Here is a 15,779-nt window from a genome sequence, read left to right as displayed (position 1 = left end):
CCGACCGAGGTGACCACGCCATGCTGCTGCACATCGACTCCAGCGCCGACCCGACCGCCGACTCCGTGACCAGGCAACTCACCGAGACCTTCGCGCGGACCTGGCACACCCACCACGGCAGTACCGCGGACCACCGTCACCGCGACCTGTCCGCCGCGCCGGTGCCGCCGATCACCCCCGCCTACACCACCCTCGGCCGCCGCGTGGAACGCGAGGGATTCGTCCCGCCCGCCAAGGTCCCCGCGCTGATCGAGACCGCCGCCGAGCGACACGAATGGGAGCGGACTCTCCCCTGCATCACCGAACTCCTCGCCGCCGACACGCTGCTGCTCGGTGTCCCCATGTACAACTTCTCCGTGCCCGCGACCCTCAAGGCATGGATCGACCGCGTCACCTTCCCCGGCGCGCTCACCGACCCGGACACCGGCGAGAGCCTCCTGCGGCACACCCGCGTGGTCGCCGTCATGGCACGCGGCGGTGGCTACGGCCCCGGCACCCCGCGCGAGCACTTCGACTTCCAAATGCCGTACCTGCACGCCTACTTCGGCAACCTGGGCGTCCCGCCGGAAAACCTCCACCTTGTCGCCGCCGAACTGACCCGGGTCGACGTCCTGCCCCAACTGGCCGGGCTGGAGGACCTGGCGGCGGACTCCCTCACCAGGGCCCGCGCCACACTCGCGGAACTCGCCGCAGCCTGACCTCAGTTGGCGCGCGCCCGCGACAACGCCAGGGCCGCCTCGCGCGCCTCCACCGCCGGTTCCGCGCTCCCGGTGATGCCCGCCGTGACCATGGCACCCTCGGCCAGCAGGAACAACTGCCCGGCGAGTACGTCGGGCAGCCCCGCGTCCGCCACGAGACCGGCGAGGTACTCGCGGAACGCCCGCTTGTGCGCCCGCACTTGGGCCACCACCCGCTCCGAGGTCGCACCCAGTTCGCCGTACGAGTTGATCCACGCGCACCCGCGGAAATCGGCCTCGCCGAACCACTCCTCCAGCCAGTCGAAGACGGCCGGAATCCGCTCCCGCGGATCATCGTGCCGCGCGACATGCTCGGCGAGGCGTCCGCGCCAGCGCAGGTCACGCCGTTCGAGATACGCCTCCACCAACTCCTCCTTCGCGGGGAAGAGTTGGTAGAGCCGCTTGAGGGAGAGCCCGGACGCGGTGCGGACGGCGTCCATGCCGACGGCCTGAACCCCCCGCCCGTAGAACAGCTTCTCGGCGGCGTCCAGCGCCTGCTCCCGGGCGACCTCGCTGTCCATCGAACCGACCCCTCCTTGACCTGAGAACGTGCGTTCTCTACGTTAGCAGCCATCGAGAGAACGCACGTTCTCCGTATCTCGCCGCTCTGGAGACGACCATGGCCGACCGCCCTCCCCTCCCGCCCTTCACCCGCGAGACCGCCGCCCAGAAGGTCCAGGCCGCCGAGGACGCCTGGAACACCCGCGACCCGCAGCGGGTGGCGCTCGCCTACTCGGAGGACTCCGTCTGGCGCAACCGCGACACCTTCGTCACCGGCCGCGCCGAGATCGTCGCGTTCCTCACCGCGAAGTGGGCCCGCGAGCAGGAGTACGCGCTCCGCAAGGACCTGTGGGCCTTCGACGGCAACCGCATCGCCGTCCGCTTCCAGTACGAGTGCCGGGACGCCGACGGCCAGTGGTGGCGGTCGTACGGCAACGAACTGTGGGAGTTCGACGAGCACGGCCTGATGACCCGGCGCGAGGCGAGCATCAACGACCTGGCCATCCTGGAGAAGGACCGCCGCGTCTTCGGGACGCGACCCGAGGAGGAGCGCGGGCGCTCGTTCCCGCTTCAGTAGGCTCCCCGGGTGATCGAACAGGACTCGAAGCCCTTCCTCTACGTCGTCGTCTGCGCCGCCGGGATCGCCGCCGGCGTCGGCCAACTGATCGCCGCCGCGCAGGAGTCGGGCTGGGAGGTCGGGGTGATCGCGACCCCGGTCGCCGCGTCCGGCTTCTTCGACATCCCCGCCGTCGAGGAGCGGACCGGCCGCCCCATCCGGTCCGCCTGGCGGGTGCCGGGCGACCCGCGTCCCTTCCCGCCGCCGGACGCCGTGGTCGTCGCGCCCGCCACCTTCAACACGATCAACAAATGGGCGGCCGGTACGGCGGACACCCTCGCCCTCGGCACCCTGTGCGAGGCGTACGGGCTGGGCGTCCCGACCGTCGTACTCCCTTGTGTGGCCGACGCGTTGGCGGCCCACCCCGCCTACCAGGAGAGCCTGATACGGCTGCGCGGGATGGGCGTGCGGTTCGGGGACCCGTACTCCGGTGAGGTCCAACCGGGCGGCGGGCGCCCGGAGTTCGGCTGGGAGAGGGCGCTGGAGCTGCTCTAGCCGCAGGTCACGGTCGGTCCCGCCAGCATGCCCCCGGTGTACAGCGCCTGGCCCTGCGGCATCCAGTACCCCAGCTTCGAAACCACCGTGGAACAACGGGACTTGACGGCGACCCGGACCACCACCGTGTCCGGGTGGCCCGGCTGGAGATCGGTGAGCGCGCAGTCCAGGGCGTGCGGGAGCCGGGCCTGCGACGGGTGGCGGCCGACCAGCGGATTGACGCAGCGCGGGTCGGACGTGGTCAGCTCCGCGCCCGTGCCTTCCTCCGCGATGAGCCCGAACCGCGCGCTGCCGTCGCCCTCCTCGCTGTGCCGGTGGACCGTGTACGTCAGCGTGGTCACCGAGTCGGGCCGCAGCGTGCTCCGGTCGACCTCGATGCCGTGGGTGACCTTCGGCCGCGGCGCGGTCAGGGTCAGCGTGGCGCGGACGGTGCCCTGCAGGTCCACGCCCTCGGGCGCGGAGCGGACGCGCACGGTGGCCGTGAAGGCGTACGTCCCCGGGCCCGGATACTGGCCCGACCCCGGCAAGGTGCCGGACGCGGCCGTCCCGCCGTCACGCTCGGCGGTCCAGGTGCCCGAGGTGCGGCACGTGTACCGGACGGCCGACCTGAGCTGTCCGCAGGTCGCGGGAGCCGAGACCGCCATGGTCGGGGTGCCGCTGCCCGCGCAGAGGCTGACGACGGCATGCTGGCCGTGCGCGCCGTGCAGGGTGCCCGCGGGCGCGCACAGGGTCGACGGCGGCTCGGGCGGGGACGGCGCAGGGTCCGTGCCACCCCACGCGGGCGACACCAGGGCCAGCGGCAGCGCGGCCGCCCCCATCAGCAGAGTCCTCAGTCTGGTCGAACGTCTCGGCACCGGGTTCCTCCCGTACGGCCGCGACCGGCCGGGTGCCGGTCGCCTGCGCCGAGGATGCGGGAACCTGACCGCCGCCCGGTCGCTCCCACGCCGGGCGGCCGGGCTGGTCACACCAACGCCGGATGTCCTTCAGTGACCCAGGCGGACCCGCAGCTCAGGCTGCAGCAGCTCTCCATGTGCCTCTACGAGGTCGTCGCACAGGCCCCAGATCCGCTCGACCGGCAGGGCCGCCGCCGTCGCCGGGTCGGCCATCGCCGCGTGCCGGATGTGGTGCGGGTCGCCGTCGGTGGCCGCGCGGACCACCAGGTCGGTGACGGAGAGGTAGGCGCTGTTGAGGGCCGCGCACTGCGGAGGCAGGGCGCCGATCCGGGTCGGCTGGACGCCCAACGCGTCGACCAGGCACGGGACTTCGACGACCGAGTCGGCGGGGAGGTTGTCGATGAGGCCGCGGTTGGGGACGTTGCCGTAGATCGTGCGGGGCGTGCCGGTGGTGATGCTGTGGATGATCTGCGGGGCGTACTCCAGCGTGCCCTCGACGGGGAGCGGGATGCCGGAGGCGAGGGCGTCGCGGGTGCGTTCGTAGCTCGCGGTGTTCTCCTCGATGATCTCCAGGTACGCGCCGACCGGCAGTCGTAGCCGTTCGATCTCGCTGTCGTGGTGGAGATACCAGGGCACGTACTCGGCGGAGTGCTCGCTGGTCTCGGTGGGGTAGTGGCCGAGGCGGCGGTACATGTCGACGCGGACCCGGCGCAGCAGTTCGGGGTCCTTCGCGATCGCCTCGTCGAGGAGCGGGTAGAGGTTCTGCCCCGACTGCTCGAAACGCAGTACCCACGCTTGGTGGTTGACGCCCGCGGCCAGGTACGAGACCTCCTCGAAGGGGACGCCTACGAGCTGGGAGAGGTCGTGCATCGTCCAGTACACCGAGTGGCACAGGCCCGTCGCCTTGAGGGCGGGGGCGGTGCGGCTCAGGTAGAGGAGGTTCATCGCCATCGGGTTGGTGTAGTTCAACAGGTGGGCGTCCGGGCAGAGTTCGGCCATGTCCTCGGCGAGTGACCGCAGGACCGGGAAGGTGCGCAGTGCGCGGAAGATGCCGCCGATGCCGAGAGTGTCGGCGATCGTCTGGCGCAGGCCGTAGCGGGCCGGGATCGCGAAGTCCGTGCGGGTGGCCTCGTTCATGCCGACCTGGACGATGTTGACGACGAAGTCGGCGTCCGCGAGGGTCGATCGGCGGTCGAGGTGCGCGGTGATCTCCGGTGTTGCGCCGCGTACTTGGGCGATGTGCCGGGCCGCGCCCTCCGCCGTGGCGAGCCGTTCCGGGTCGATGTCGTGCAACGCGATCCGGGCACGGGCGAGTTCGGGGAACGCGAACAGGTCGGCGAGCAGGCCCTGCGTGAACACCACACTGCCGGCGCCGATGAAGGCCACCTTCACAGCGCTGCCGTCTGTCATCAAGGTCCTTTCGGAGAAGCGGAGTTGGAGATGTCGGGTCATCCCTTGAGCCCGCTGGACGTCAGCGACTGGATGAACGTCTTCTGCGCCAGCAGGAACGCCACCAGCACCGGCACCACCGTGATGACGTTGCCCGCCATCACCGCCGACCACTTGGTGTGGTGCTGTCCCTGAAAGGTCGTCAAGCCCAACTGGAGCGTGTACTGGGTGTCGTGGTTGATCGCGATCAGCGGCCACGACAGGTCGTTCCAGGTGGACAGGAACGTGAGGACGGCGACCGTGGCGAGCGCGGGCTGGGCCAGCGGCATCACGATGGAGAACAGCACCCGCAGCCGCGAACACCCGTCGATCCAGGCCGCTTCCTCCATCTCCCTCGGCAGCGCGAGGAAGAACTGCCGGAACAGGAACACCGCGAACGGCGTCACCAGCGACGGCAGGATCAGCGCGCCCAGCGTGTCGATCAGCCCGAACCACTTCATCACCAGGAACGTCGGGATCATCGTCAGCTGGAACGGCACGACCATCGTCGCCAGCATCAGCCCCAGCAGGACCCGCGACCCGGTGAACCGCATCCGCGCGAACGCGTACCCGCCGAGCGATCCGAACAGCAGATTCGACACGACGGCCACCGACGCCACGATCAGCGAGTTGGCGAACCAGCGCGGGAACATCGCGTTGCCCAGCACATAGCGGTAGCCGCCGAGGTCAATTCCCTTGGGCCACAAGGCCGGTGGGAAACGGTTGATCTCCGCGTTCGTCATCACCGAGCTGAGCAGCAGCCACACGAACGGCAGCGCGAAGCACAACGCCAGCGGCGCCAGCACGAGATGCCACGCACTCACCCGCCGCGCACTCATCGCACACCCCCGTCCGTACGGCCCTGCCGCCGCCGTACGACCCGCAGCGCGCCGCCCGCGACCAACAGCGCCACCGCGAGCACGTACGCCGACGCGGCGCCGTAGCCCGCGGTGAACATCTGGAAGGCCTGCTGCCAGACGAAGTACACGATCACCGTCGTCGAACCGAGCGGGCCGCCTTTCGTCGTCACGTAGATCAGGTCGAACACCTGGAGCGAGGTGATGAACTGCCACAGCACCAGGAAAAACGTGACCGGCGTGAGCGCGGGCAGCGTCACATGGCGCAGTACCTGCCTACGGTTCGCGCCGTCGATGCGGGCCGCCTCGACGAGTTCGGGCGGTACGTCCTGGAGCGCGGCCAGATACACCACGACGCAGAAGCCGACCCCGCTCCAGAGCGAGATCAGCACCAGCAGGTACAGCGCCTGGTCCGGGTCTGCGAGGAACCCCTGGGCGGAGATGCCGAGTTGATGCAGCAGCGCGTTCGCGACGCCGAACTCCGGGTCGAGGATGAACGAGAACAGCACGCCCTGCGCGGTCGCCGACACCACGAACGGGATGAACACCAGCGTGCGGTACAGGCCGATGAGCCGGATCCGGCGGTTGAGCGCCAACGCCAGCGCCAGTCCGCCGACCAGGCTGAGCGGTACGTACAGGGCCGCGTACAGCAGCGTATTGCTCACCGCCGTACGGAAGTTGGGGTCCTGAGCTAGGGCGCGGTAGTTGTCGAGGCCGACCCAGCGGCCGGGCGTGACCAGGTCGTCGGCGCGGAACGACAGGAGCAGCGACCAGACGACGGGCACGACACTCAGCCCGAGGATCACGACGACCGACGGACCGATGAACGCCCAAGCGGTGGAGCGCTCTTGGCGGGCGCGACGGCGGGCGGCGCGGCGCGCGGCTTGAGCGGTGGCGGCGGGTTGCGCGGGAAGGGTGAGGGCGCGGGGCAGTGTGGACATCGGGGTCTCCCGGAAGGGGGAAGTCACCTGGGGATCAGTAGGGCCGCGTCGGCCTTGTCGGCACAGGAACGGAGCGCCTTCTCGGGGGAGTCCCGGCCGAGCAGGACGGAGACGATCGCCTCGCCCAGCGCCTGCGAGATCTGCGGATACGCGGCATGGACGGGCCGGACGCGTGCCGAACGCAGGGAGTCGGTGAAGACGTCGAGACCGACCGTACCGGCGCTGTGCTCCCGCCACTCCGGCCGTGCCGCGGTACCCGTGCTCAACGGCAACCCGCCCGCCGAGATGTCCCAACGGACATCGTGTGTAGGCGAGTTCATCCACTGCACGAACTCCACGGCCGCCCGGGACCGGGCCGAGCCGTTGTCGAAGACCGTCCATGTGTCGGGCCCGGAGATGGTGACCGCGTGCCCGCTGTACGTCGGCAGCGGCACGACCCCGTAGTCGATCTTCGCGGTGATGATGTCGGGGAGTTCCCAGGGGCCGGTGGCGACCATCGCCATCCGGCTGTTCAGGAACACCTGATAGAGCTGCTCGCTGCCGGGCTTGGTGTCGAGGTACGCGCTTTTGTCGTGGCCGAGTTGGGCGAGGGTTCGGAGCGCGCGTACGCCCTGGTCGGCGAAGCCGATGTGTTTGCCGTCCGGGGCGACGACCTCGCCGCCGAGATCCCACAGCATCGGCCAGAGCCGCCACACCGTGTCCTCGTCGCCGACGGCCGGCCAGCCGGTGCCGAAGACGCCCCGGTCGTGGTCGGTCAACTGCCGTGCCGTGGCGGCGAATTGGTCCCAGCTCCAGCCGGGTTCCGGGTAGTCGAGTCCGGCCTGCCGGAACAGCTTCTTGTTGTAGACGACGGCCAGCGAGTCGAGCACCGCGGGCGCGGCCCGCACCCGGCCGTTGACGGTGACCGCGTCCCGCACCGGCTTCCAGAAGGAGTTCCACGGCGTCGGCCCTTCGCGCATCGCGGACGTCAGGTCGACGACCCGCGGGCTGCGCGCCACGCTGGCCAGGTCCGAGCCGAAGATGTAGGCGATGTCCGGGTAGGAGCCGGCGGCGAGCGCGGCGGTCACCTTCTGGAGCATCGCGTCGGCCAACACCCCACCGCCGCCCGGGTCCACGCGGATCGTGGGGTGGGTCCGGTTGAACTCCGCGACCAGCGCCTCCACTGCCTTGCGGCCCGTGTCGACCTGCCCGTGCCACAGCTCCACGGTGACCCGGCCGTCCGCACCGACCCCGTCCGAGGCACCGCCCGCACAACCACTCGCGGCACCGATCGCGGCGGCCCCGAGCAGCAGCCCGCGGCGTGACATCCCGTTCCCCATCACGGCCTCCTCACCGCATCTTGCGGACGTAGTCGGCACTGCCGGGCGTCGACACGTCCACGTCCCGGCGCACGATGCTGAGCTTCCCCGCGAAGCCCGAACGGGCCTTGCGCAGACCGGAGTCGGAGTACTCGATGACGATGACCCGGTCGTCGAAGGCCCGCGCGTACTCCCCGCACTCGTCGTACTCGGCGCACTCCTCCGCGATCGCGAAGTCGAGACCGAGCTTCTTCCTGAGTCCCGCCAACTCCACGGTGTTCTTCTGGGCGATGGCCAGGTGCCGGGCGTGCGCGTGCCGGGAGAGCAGGGCGATGAGGGCGGTCGCGTCGTTCGCCGTCAGGAGGCCGTGGGAGCGGGTGTAGCTGTCGTAGTTGTCCGGCTCGACGGCGTCGAAGCCCTTCGCCGCGCAACCGTCGATCCACCGGTTCACCCGCGCCGCCACCCGCTGCCGCTTGGCCGCGGTACGGATGTCGAGGAGCGCCTCGCCCCAGTCCTCGTCGACCACCACCTCGCCGTCCGCGTCCCGGAGCAGCAGGTCGGCGGGCCAGGAGGCGCGCTCGTCCGGCTGGGCCTGGAAGGCGTTGACGTAGCAGATGTTGTAGAGGCCGGGCGCGGGCAACGCCGTACGGTCGCGGCTGACGATCCGGACGCCGGCGGGCGGGGGATAGGCGCCGCCGATCTGGTAGTCGAAGTCGGCGTGGAGGGGCGGGAGTTGGACCGGGCCGGGCGCGGAGCGCGACGGGCTCGCCGACGGCGTGGGGCTCTTCGACGGCGTGGCGCTCTTCGATGGAGTGGAGCTTCTGGACGGTGCCGCGCGGGACGGGCTCTCCGCTGGCACCGCGCGCGACGGTTGTTCCGGCGCCGAGTTGGTCGTGGTTCCGCACGAGGTCAGGACCGCTGCGGTCGCGACGGCGCCGCTCAGGACCGCGGCCGTCCCGAGACCTCCGACGCGGGAGACACCCTTGACGGGCATGTCCGCTCCATCAATCGCGGGTACGACCCCGCCTCGGACCGGATGGAGCGGCGGTCCTGGCGACTGTGGCCGGGCTTGGAACCTGTCCGCTACCGGCTGGGCGCACCTCTGCGTACCGCGCCGCACGCGCGGGCACGTCCAGGATCAAAGCGCCCGGCCGCGCCACTCGTCAAGGGTGCGCGCACATGCGCGACTTCGAGTACCCACGAAGTCGTACGCTCCGAAGCGGTACCGAACTCGAAGGCAGGAGCAGCAACGATGCAGTACGTGAAGCTCGGTTCGACCGGCCTGGACGTCTCGCGGATCTCTCTGGGCTGCATGACCTACGGCCTCCCGGACCGCGGCACCCACGAGTGGACCCTCGACGAGGAGGCGTCGCGCCCGCTGATCCGGCAGGCGCTGGAGGCCGGGATCAACTTCCTCGACACGGCGAACGTCTACTCCGACGGCACCAGCGAGGAGATCACGGGCAGGGCGCTGAAGGACTTCGCCCGCCGTGACGAGGTCGTCCTCGCCACGAAGGTGCACGGCAGGACCCGTCCCGGACCCAACGGCGCCGGACTCTCCCGCAAGGCGATCATGTCCGAGATCGACCACAGCCTGGAGCGGCTCGGCACCGACTACGTCGACCTCTACCAGATCCACCGCGCCGACCCGCACACCCCCGTCGAGGAGACGATGGAGGCGCTGCACGACCTGGTGAAGGCGGGCAAGGTCCGCTACATCGGGGCGAGTTCGATGTACGCGTGGCAGTTCGCCAAGCACCAGCACGTCGCCGAGCGGCACGGCTGGACCAAGTTCGTCTCCATGCAGAACCACTACAACCTCCTCTACCGCGAGGAGGAGCGCGAGATGCTGCCGCTCTGCGCCGACCAGGGCGTGGGCGTGCTGCCATGGAGTCCGCTGGCGCGCGGCCGCCTTACCCGGGACTGGGGCACCACCACCGAGCGCAGCAGCACGGACAACTTCGGCAACCGCCTCTACCAGGACGGCGACCGCGCCATCGTCGAGGCGGTCACCCGCATCGCCGGCGACCGGGGCGTGCCGCGTGCCCAGGTCGCCCTCGCCTGGCTGCTGCACCAGAGCACGGTGGCCGCACCGATCGTCGGCGCGGCCAAGCCGCAGCACCTCGAGGACGCCGTGGCGGCCGTAGAACTGGAGCTGAGCGACAAGGAGTTGGAGGAGCTGGAGCAGCCCTACACTCCGCACGCGATCAGCGGGCATTCCTGACCTGTCGCCAACAGGGCGTGTCCCAGGGCGTCTTGACGGTTCGTCAGTGCGGGCCGTGTGGTGCGAACTCCGTGCCGCACGGGCCCGCCCCGGCGCTCTCCGCCAGCGGCACCCGCTCGCCGCTCATCGAGATCGTGCGGTAGAAACTCCCGATACGGTCGGCCGAGCGGCCCACGTAGTGCCCGATGAACGAACGGCGGAAGCGGTCCGCGCTGCGGTTGGGCCGGGAGCCGTGCACCAGGCTGCCGTTGAAGAACAGGACGTCCCCGGGGGCCATGTCGACCGGCACGGGCGTGAGCCCCGGCGGCGGTGGCACGTACTCACGCGCGAAGGACACCCCGGGATCCGCCTCCTCCGGGCAGAACACGTCCATGCGATGGGTGCCGGGCACGACCTCCAGGCCGCCGTTGTCCCGGTCGATCTCGTCGCAGGCGATCCACGCGGCCACACACGTGCCCGGCTCGGCCCGCAGATAGAAGTTGTCCTGGTGCAGCGCCTGGCCGCGCGCTCCGGGCGGCTTGAAGTAGAACATGCTCTGCGCGGCCAGTACCTCCTCGCCGAACAGGGTCTCCAGGACGCTCCGCAGACGCGCGTCCAGGAGGAAACGCAGGGCCAGTTCACTGATCTCGTGGGGGTGCATCACCCTCGGGTGGGTCCGGAGGGGATCGTCGGAGACGCGTGGTTCGAAGTGCCCGGGGACCGGGCCGGACGCGTGCAGTGCCGTGAACTCCGCGCAGAGCCGGTCGATTTCGTCGTACCTGAACAATCCGCGCGCGACCGTGAACCCGTCCTCCGCGAACGCGCCGATGTCCGTGGCCGTCATACAGACCTCCTCGGTGTTATGTCACACCACAGTGTCAGGAGGCCGGGCATGTGCCTATTGGTTGGCCGTGAACTCCCTCATCGGTGACGGCGTGGAAGCCGTCAACTCCCGTGACGCCGGTGACTCGTCGGGCAATGGGCCGGGCAGCCGGAACATGACCTGGGAAAACCGGGAGAAGGGCCGTCCCCGTGTCCGACGCGCGGGGTGCGCCGGGCGGCCTCCGGCCAATGGTTTCGGGATTTCCCGTGTGGATACGGTGGCAATCCCATAACGGACCCGATTGACGAATCGTCAAATGGCAGGGGCCGGACCGCAATGCACAAAACGAAGGAAGACCTTGTTCCGCCTCGCTGACCTGTGCAAAGGTGTGCCTGTCGGCGCGCGGGCACATAGATGATTCCCCTCCGCGCGCTCGAGGCCGCTCCCGTACGTCACCCCCCTTGCTTCAAAAGAGCTGCCCCAGGCGGACGTTCGGGATGCCATCAATCGGACGGGTGGACTTTGTCGACCTGTCGACGGGGTCGCATACCCGCCGGTATGGACTGAATTCCGCGTTTCACCTGGAGGAATGCAGCCGTGAAGGACGCAGGTCCCTCGAATTCCCCGACTTCCGCTCACCACTTCGAAGTGACCGACGAGCAGCTCAGCGCCGAGCTGAAGAAGTGGACGGGGACGACGCCCGCGCTGCAACCCGTCGGCGAACTGCTGGACCGGCACTGGGAAGCGGCCTTCGCCTATGCGCGGCTGTGCACCGACGGACCGCACCACGCCGGAATGCTCACCACGGCAGCTTTCACCCGGCTCTTCGGGGAATCCCTGCGGCAGTCGGGACCGACCGCGGCCTGGCGCCCCCAGGTGCTGGTCACCGTCCGCCGTATCGCCGCGGAATGGGTCGCCGACCACCGGCAGGAAATGCTCCACCCCGATCTGCGCTGGGCGAGCGGCGACGGCGACCGCGGCGCGGCCCGGATGCTGCCCGTGCCCGAACGGCGCCTGCTCTCCCGGGCGTTCCAGCGGCTGAACCAGTCGGCCCGCACCCTGCTCTGGCACATCGAGGTCGAGTCCGAACCCTTCTCGATACCCGCCGGACTGCTGGGCCTCGACGAAGAGGGCGCCGACGTCGAACTCGGCCGTGCCCGCGGCCGGTTGCGCGAGGAGTGCCTCCAGGTCCACCGCGAACTCGCCCAGGACGACGAGTGCATGCGCTACATCCGGCTGCTGGACGTCACCTTCCGGCGCGGCGGCGCGGAGGTCGACCCGGACCTCGCCATGCACCTCAGCGTCTGCAAGCACTGCCGGTACACCGCCGACCAGTTGAACCAGTTCAACGCCGGTCTCGGCATCGCGCTGGCCGAAGCGGTGCTCGGCTGGGGCGCGCGGGCCTACCTGGAGGTCAGGGCCGGCAGCCGCGCGCTGCCCGCCGAGGTGTCGTCCGCCTCGACCGAACTCGCGGTGCACCCCGGCCCGCGGCGCGGCGAACTCAGATCGGCCCACAAGGCGGCCCGGCGCGTCCGCCGCCGCAACCTCGCCGTGGCCGTACTGACCGTGAGCGGACTGGTCGTCCTCCCGCTCGTCCTGTGGTCCATCGGCGGCTCCGGCGGCGACAAGACCACCACGGAGAACCAGGCCGCCGGCGCCTCCGGCGCGGGCAAGGAATCCGCCGACCCCTCCTGGGCCAGCAAGAACGACACCACCCAGGGCACGCTCAGCGGCCGGCTGCACAACGTCGAGTCCGGCCTGTGCATCGGAGTCGCCGGCAACAAGCCCCTCAAGGGCAACGAGGCCGAACTGCAGACCTGCTCCTCGGCGGCCGGCCAGCAGTGGTCGTACGAGACGGACGGCCGGCTGCGCAGCACCGCCGACCCCGGCCTCTGCCTCGACTCGCACCTCGCCTTCGAGGTACAGCTCGCCCCCTGCACCAGCACGTCCTCGGCGACCGCGAAGAACATCCGCTACGACTTCACGCTCCAGGGCATCCTCGTACCGCGCTGGAACCAGGACCTGGCACTGACCCCCGCGTCCACCGACGGCGGCGGCGCGCTCGTCCTGAAGAACCGGGCGGACGGCTCGGCGCAGCGCTGGGTCTTCGACACCTCGAAGGCCGACCCGCAGATGCAGGTCGTCAACTGGGACACCGACAGCACCGGTTCGCCGACCCCGACGACGAAGAAGGCCGCCCCGACGCCCTCGAAGACCCCGACGGCCACGCCCACTCCGACGCCGAGCGCGTCGACCCCGCAGTCCACGCCGACGACGGCGGCCCCGACCATGGACTACTGCGACTACTACCCGTCGTACTGCGAGGGGAACGGTCAGGGCGGCGGTGGCTGGGGTGGCGGCGGTTACGGCGGTGGCGGTTACGGCGGCGGCTACCACGGCGGCCGCTGAACCTCAGTGGTGCGGTGGAGGTGGCGGCGGCAGGGTCGCGATGCCCGGCGCCGCCTCCGGCCACACCAGCAGCACCGGACAGGGCGCGTGATCGACGGCGAACCGTACGGCGGGCCCGAGACTGTGCGGGCCGAGCCGGGCCCGGTCGCCGTCACGGGCCAGCACCAGCAGATCGGCGTCCCCGGCGGCGGCCACCACCTCGCGCTCCACACGCCCGGCCCGCTCCATCCGGGTGCACGGCCGCCCGAGCCGCTCGGCCGCGGCCTCCAGCAGCTCCGCCGCCGACGTACTGCCGAGATCCTCCAGCCGGGTCCCGGGATCACGCCGCGGACCACCCCGGCCGAGCAGCCCGGCGAACGCGCCGTGCGCGACCCCGGGCACGTCCGGCCCGCTCACATGCAGCAGCACCACCTCGTCCGCCTCCGGCGCATGCGTCCGTACGGCGTCCACGCAGGCGGGCCAGGTGCCCTCGACCAGCCAGGCGATCACACGCATTCGGCCTCCCTCGGTGTCAGAGAACCTGGAGCGACACCCACAGTGCCAGCACCGCCGGGACGAGCGCGGACGGCACGGCGAGCAGCCCCAGCTTCGTGAACTCCTTGAGATCCACGCCGTGTTCGTGCTGATGCACGATCCGCCGCCACAGCAGCGTCGCGAGCGACCCGGCGTAGGTCAGGTTCGGTCCGATGTTCACCCCGAGCAGCACGGCGAGCACGGCCCCGGGCCCGGACTGCGCGGTCAGCGGCAGCAGGACCAGGACCGCCGGCAGGTTGTTGATGAGGTTCGCGAGTACGGCGGCCAGCGCGGCGATCCCGAGCAGGGCCGCGATGCCGGTGCCGCCGGGCAGGAGGTGCCCGAGCGCGTCGGAGAGCCCGTTGTCCACCACGGCCCGCACCACGATCCCGAGCGCCAGCACGAACGCCAGGAAGGACGGCGCGGCCGCCCGCACGACCGTCAGCGGGGTCGCCTGCCGCCGTAGCAGCGCCCGGCCGGCGAGGACGAGCGCGCCCGCCAGCGCGGCCCACGCCGGGTCGATGCCGATCGCGGAGGTCAGCACGAACCCGGCGAGGGTGCAGGCGACGGTCGCCAGCGCGAACACCGGCAGCTCGGGCTTGTCGCCGGAGGTCGGCGAGGGCGCGGCCGCCGCGAGGTCGCGGGCGAAGAAGCGCCGGAACACCAGGTACTCGGCGCCGATCGCGACCAGCCAGGGCAGCACCATCAGCCCGGCGAAGCGGGTGAAGCTCAGGCCGCTCGCCGCGAACGCGAGGAGGTTCGTGAGATTGGAGACCGGCAGGAGCAGCGAGGCGGTGTTCGAGAGGTGCGTGCAGGCGTAGACGTGCGGCTTCGGACGGACACCCATCCGGGACGCCGTCGCGAACACGACCGGCGTCAGCAGCACGATGGTGGCGTCCAGGCTCAGCACGGCCGTGATCAGCGAGGCCAGCGCGAACACCGCCGTCAGCAGCCGGCTCGGACTGCCTTTCGCCCACTCCGCCATCCACGCCCCGCAGGCCCGGAACAGGCCCTCCACATCGCAGAAGTGGGCGAGCACGAGCACCGCCGCGAGGAACCCGACCACCGGTCCGAGCTGCTCGGCCTCCGCCCGCGCGTGGTCGAGCGAGATCGCCCCGGTGGCCACGGCGATCCCGGCGGCCGGGACCGCCATCACCGCCTCCGGCCACCCGAAGGGACGGACGACGGCCCACACGAGGACGGCGACGAGCAGGACGACGGACAGGGTTTCGGCGAGCGGGGTGTTCAGGGGACGGTCCTCCGGGACGCGGGACGTGGTGCCCGCCCCATGTAACCAGGCCGCGGCGCGCAACCCGTGATCAGGAACCCGTACCCGCGCTGAACACCGTCAGACGCACCGAGGACGAGTTGCCCGACACAGGCACCGCTCCGTTCGTCCACTTCACGTGCAGCGCGTCCTGCTCGTCGGGCGGGGTCACCGCCAGCCAGCTGGGGGTCGCCGTCTTCGCTCCGCTGATCTCCGGGTTGGAGAAGGTCAGGCCCGCCCAGGCGCTCTGCCCCGGCTTCAGCGTGACCGTGGTGGCGGTGCTGCCGGTCTCGCGCTGCGGGTCGTCGCCCAGCTGGGTGCCGGACGCGTTCAGGAACGCGGCGCCGGGATAGCCGCGGACCGTGCAGGTACGGCCGGACGCGTTGGTGAGGACGATCGGGAAGTTCTCCTGCCCGGCGCCCGGGTCGTTGCCGCCGACCTTCGCCTTCAGCTCGGAGGTGTGGCACCGGCTGCTGCTCGCGGTGCCGGTGTTGGTGCTCGTGCCGCCGGTGCCGCCGGAGCCGGAGGCCGAGGTGGAGGAACCCGACGAGGCGGGGTCCGAGCCGGTGGCGGTGCTGGTGCCGCTCGACGTGGAGGCCGGCGTGCCGGACCCGTCGGCCGAGGAATCACCGCCCGCGGGAGCGGCCGTACCCGACTGGGTCTGCGGGCTGCTCACCGTGCCGCTGCCGTCGCCACAGGCCGTCGTCAGGCCCAGTACGGCCACGGCGCTCACGAGCAGGGCCGCCCGGCGCAGGGACTGAGACGTGTTCGCCATCTTCAACACTCCTGGAAGTTCAC

16 protein-coding genes are annotated in these 15,779 nt (G+C 70.9%); 5 read left to right on the top strand and 11 right to left on the bottom strand.

Translation table 11 applies throughout. The features are described 5' to 3' along the window. Positions 1-20 precede the first annotated feature (20 nt). The gene (locus OO69_RS03490) at positions 21-698 is read left to right on the top strand and encodes an FMN-dependent NADH-azoreductase (RefSeq protein ID WP_033278886.1); all 678 of its coding nucleotides are present in this window, start codon (positions 21-23) and stop codon (positions 696-698) included. A gap of 2 nt (positions 699-700) precedes the next feature. On the opposite strand, the gene OO69_RS03485 is transcribed toward OO69_RS03490, so the two are convergent. Further along, on the bottom strand, positions 701-1,258 hold the full coding sequence (locus tag OO69_RS03485; protein ID WP_033278885.1) for a TetR/AcrR family transcriptional regulator: 558 nt from the start codon (positions 1,256-1,258) through the stop codon (positions 701-703). A 98-nt stretch (positions 1,259-1,356) separates the two neighbouring features. Here OO69_RS03485 and OO69_RS03480 point away from each other — a divergent pair, with 98 nt between their 5' ends. Then, positions 1,357-1,815: a nuclear transport factor 2 family protein gene (locus tag OO69_RS03480; RefSeq protein WP_033278884.1), complete on the top strand. Its 459-nt coding sequence runs from the start codon at positions 1,357-1,359 to the stop codon at positions 1,813-1,815. A 9-nt stretch (positions 1,816-1,824) separates the two neighbouring features. Further along, positions 1,825-2,349 carry a flavoprotein gene (locus tag OO69_RS03475; protein WP_033278883.1) on the top strand — a complete coding sequence of 175 codons (525 nt, stop codon included), beginning with the start codon at positions 1,825-1,827 and terminating at the stop codon, positions 2,347-2,349. On the opposite strand, the gene OO69_RS03470 is transcribed toward OO69_RS03475, so the two are convergent. From OO69_RS03470 to OO69_RS03445, 6 genes are all read right to left on the bottom strand, one after another. Further along, positions 2,346-3,167, bottom strand: a complete 822-nt coding sequence (locus tag OO69_RS03470) for a hypothetical protein (protein WP_033278882.1) — start codon at positions 3,165-3,167, stop codon at positions 2,346-2,348. The genes OO69_RS03475 and OO69_RS03470 overlap by 4 nt on opposite strands. Before the next feature lie 165 nt (positions 3,168-3,332). Continuing rightward, complete coding sequence (locus OO69_RS03465) at positions 3,333-4,652, bottom strand: alpha-glucosidase/alpha-galactosidase (RefSeq protein ID WP_033278881.1); 1,320 nt, start codon at positions 4,650-4,652, stop codon at positions 3,333-3,335. Positions 4,653-4,690: 38 nt separating this feature from the next. Then, positions 4,691-5,509, bottom strand: coding sequence for a carbohydrate ABC transporter permease (locus OO69_RS03460; RefSeq protein ID WP_033278880.1), 819 nt, complete (start codon positions 5,507-5,509; stop codon positions 4,691-4,693). Further along, on the bottom strand, positions 5,506-6,468 hold the full coding sequence (locus OO69_RS03455; protein ID WP_033278879.1) for a carbohydrate ABC transporter permease: 963 nt from the start codon (positions 6,466-6,468) through the stop codon (positions 5,506-5,508). Before OO69_RS03455 ends, OO69_RS03460 begins: the two co-directional genes overlap by 4 nt. A gap of 23 nt (positions 6,469-6,491) precedes the next feature. Continuing rightward, the gene (locus OO69_RS03450) at positions 6,492-7,787 is read right to left on the bottom strand and encodes an ABC transporter substrate-binding protein (protein ID WP_051800754.1); all 1,296 of its coding nucleotides are present in this window, start codon (positions 7,785-7,787) and stop codon (positions 6,492-6,494) included. A 10-nt stretch (positions 7,788-7,797) separates the two neighbouring features. Then, positions 7,798-8,760, bottom strand: coding sequence for an endo alpha-1,4 polygalactosaminidase (locus OO69_RS03445; protein ID WP_033278877.1), 963 nt, complete (start codon positions 8,758-8,760; stop codon positions 7,798-7,800). Between the two features lie 258 nt (positions 8,761-9,018). Here OO69_RS03445 and OO69_RS03440 point away from each other — a divergent pair, with 258 nt between their 5' ends. Next, on the top strand, positions 9,019-9,990 hold the full coding sequence (locus OO69_RS03440; RefSeq protein WP_033278876.1) for an aldo/keto reductase: 972 nt from the start codon (positions 9,019-9,021) through the stop codon (positions 9,988-9,990). A 43-nt stretch (positions 9,991-10,033) separates the two neighbouring features. Here OO69_RS03440 and OO69_RS03435 read toward each other — a convergent pair whose 3' ends face one another. Continuing rightward, positions 10,034-10,813, bottom strand: a complete 780-nt coding sequence (locus tag OO69_RS03435; protein ID WP_033278875.1) for a phytanoyl-CoA dioxygenase family protein — start codon at positions 10,811-10,813, stop codon at positions 10,034-10,036. 576 nt (positions 10,814-11,389) lie between these two features. Between OO69_RS03435 and OO69_RS03430 the strand changes: the two genes are divergently transcribed. After that, positions 11,390-13,201 carry a ricin-type beta-trefoil lectin domain protein gene (locus tag OO69_RS03430; protein WP_033278874.1) on the top strand — a complete coding sequence of 604 codons (1,812 nt, stop codon included), beginning with the start codon at positions 11,390-11,392 and terminating at the stop codon, positions 13,199-13,201. A gap of 3 nt (positions 13,202-13,204) precedes the next feature. Here OO69_RS03430 and OO69_RS03425 read toward each other — a convergent pair whose 3' ends face one another. From OO69_RS03425 to OO69_RS03415, 3 genes are read right to left on the bottom strand one after another with little or no spacing between them, the layout of a single operon-like run. Beyond that, the gene (locus tag OO69_RS03425; protein WP_033278873.1) at positions 13,205-13,696 is read right to left on the bottom strand and encodes a universal stress protein; all 492 of its coding nucleotides are present in this window, start codon (positions 13,694-13,696) and stop codon (positions 13,205-13,207) included. Positions 13,697-13,712: 16 nt separating this feature from the next. Beyond that, positions 13,713-15,026 carry an arsenic transporter gene (locus OO69_RS03420; protein WP_405988901.1) on the bottom strand — a complete coding sequence of 438 codons (1,314 nt, stop codon included), beginning with the start codon at positions 15,024-15,026 and terminating at the stop codon, positions 13,713-13,715. Between the two features lie 7 nt (positions 15,027-15,033). Continuing rightward, entirely contained in the window at positions 15,034-15,756 is a 723-nt protein-coding gene (locus OO69_RS03415) for a DUF4232 domain-containing protein (protein ID WP_033278872.1), read from the bottom strand. Positions 15,757-15,779: the final 23 nt, after the last annotated feature.

This window comes from Streptomyces sp. NRRL F-525, assembly GCF_000716605.1.
Classification (GTDB): domain Bacteria; phylum Actinomycetota; class Actinomycetes; order Streptomycetales; family Streptomycetaceae; genus Streptomyces.
The sequence above is the reverse complement of the archived record's forward strand: the minus strand, read 5'-3'. Positions and strand labels throughout refer to the sequence as shown.